The organism is Vibrio sp. M260118, assembly GCF_036533755.1.
In the GTDB taxonomy this organism is placed as follows: domain Bacteria; phylum Pseudomonadota; class Gammaproteobacteria; order Enterobacterales; family Vibrionaceae; genus Vibrio.
Genome location: NZ_JATABG010000517.1, coordinates 1 through 1,889 on the forward strand (window position 1 = coordinate 1; position 1,889 = coordinate 1,889).

Annotated in this window: 3 protein-coding genes; 2 read left to right on the top strand and 1 reads right to left on the bottom strand. The window is 43.8% G+C overall.

Annotated features, from left to right (window positions below; translation table 11 throughout):
* Nucleotides 1-70: 70 nt before the first annotated feature.
* A complete protein-coding gene (locus tag QTO00_RS19065; protein ID WP_038209637.1) occupies nucleotides 71-607 on the bottom strand; it encodes a single-stranded DNA-binding protein in 537 nt (178 codons plus the stop codon).
* 299 nt (nucleotides 608-906) lie between these two features.
* Here QTO00_RS19065 and QTO00_RS19070 point away from each other — a divergent pair, with 299 nt between their 5' ends.
* Both QTO00_RS19070 and QTO00_RS19075 read left to right on the top strand, forming a co-directional pair.
* On the top strand, nucleotides 907-1,557 hold the full coding sequence (locus QTO00_RS19070; protein WP_331426156.1) for a LuxR C-terminal-related transcriptional regulator: 651 nt from the start codon (nucleotides 907-909) through the stop codon (nucleotides 1,555-1,557).
* A gap of 117 nt (nucleotides 1,558-1,674) precedes the next feature.
* Nucleotides 1,675-1,889, top strand: a 215-nt coding sequence (locus tag QTO00_RS19075) for a sugar phosphate nucleotidyltransferase (protein WP_331426157.1), incomplete at its 3' end; no start/stop codon positions are given.

Here is a 1,889-nt window from a genome sequence, read left to right on the forward strand (position 1 = left end):
CGACTGTATTTCCTCTATTTACTATATAAAAAAGCCGCGACTTGCGCGGCTTTTTTTCAATAACAGACACTTAGAATGGGATGTCGTCATCAAAATCCATTGGTGGCTCGTTGTACTGCGGCTGAGCTTGCTGAGGCTGAGATTGAGGTTGTTGAGCCGGTTGATGCTGCATTGCCGGCTGTTGTGGTTGGCCCCAACCGCCTTGCTGAGGTTGCTGCTGTTGGCCCATACCACCTTGTTGTGCTGGAGCACCTTGGCGACCACCTAGCAGTTGCATTTGACCTGCAGGCCATTGAACCACAACTTCGGTTGTGTAGCGGTCTTGACCATTTTGGTCTTGCCACTTACGAGTTTGCAGTTGACCTTCAATATAAACTTGAGAGCCTTTACGTAGGTACTCACCAGCAACTTCAGCGGTCTTACCAAATAGCACAATACGGTGCCATTCCGTTTTCTCACGCTGCTCACCGGTATTTTTATCTCTCCAAGAATCAGAAGTTGCCACTGTAATGTTAGCCACGGCACTACCATTAGCTGTGTACTTAACTTCAGGATCCTGTCCTAGGTTACCCATAATGATAACTTTATTTACTCCACGGCTAGCCATGTTTTGCTCCGTCTAACTTTGGGATTACAAGGGTCTGTTGACCCCAAGAAATAGCGCAATAGGATAACATGCTTTGCGCCGCGTACAAGTTTCTGTCGCCACAATGTCTACAAACACAGATGAGCTATATCATACTTCAGTGACTTTTCGAGAAAACTCAAATTCTAGCTAAGCTGAGAAATGAGTTAATTACAGAATGGCATGAACTAAAACGCAAAGCTTCGAGCTGAATTCGCACTTCTTCAATCATTGCGCCAACCTATGGTTAAAGAACAATCAGCGTCAGCTAGGAGAAAGTAATGGCTAAGAACATCTATGCAAGAACTATCTATTTTTTGACCGAAAATAAACAAATCAATCCGACGATAAAGCAGTTAGAACAACAAGTAGGTGGCCCCATTCCTACCATGCTACCTAATGACCTACTGCTTGCTCTGCAACAGTATAAACATCGAATACTGCTCATCGATTATCAAGAGTATCGCCAACTCAAAAATATCATTAGTGATTTACCACTCGCCGATAAGTCATTTGAAACCATTATTTTTAATGTTTCACACCGCCTTACAACCGATGAATTGCTTGCGTTCGGACATCTCAAAGGGGTGTTTTACCAAGGTTCTGATATCAAACATTTGGTTAACGGCTACGAAGGCGTTATCAATGGAGAGACTTGGCTACCAAGAAAAGTGACTGCTCAACTTCTGTTCCACTATCGCAATGTAGTCGATACCCATACAACGCCTGCAACGGTTGATCTCACTACCCGAGAATTACAAATCTTGCGCTGCTTAATGTCTGGGGCATCCAATACTCAAATTGCCGATGATATGTTCATTAGCGAGTTCACGGTCAAATCCCACTTGCAGAAGGTATTTCGTAAGTTGAGCGTCAAAAACCGTGTTCAAGCCGCAGCTTGGGCAAAGCAACACATGCGGCCTTTGTCTTAAATCTAAAAACAGGTCATGATTCTACCCAAGTAATACTATTCATTGGTCAACAAACATAAAGCCGTATGATATTGTTGCGCCAGTTTAGGAATAAGATTAATTACAAAGGGTTGAATCATGATCAAAAAATGCCTGTTCCCCGCTGCGGGCTATGGAACGCGCTTCTTACCAGCAACTAAGTCAATGCCAAAAGAGATGATGCCAGTGGTCAATAAACCATTGATCGAATACGGCGTCGAGGAAGCCATTCAAGCAGGCATGAATGGCATGTGTATTGTTACCGGCCGTGGCAAGCACTCGATCATGGACCACTTTGATAAAAACTATGAGCT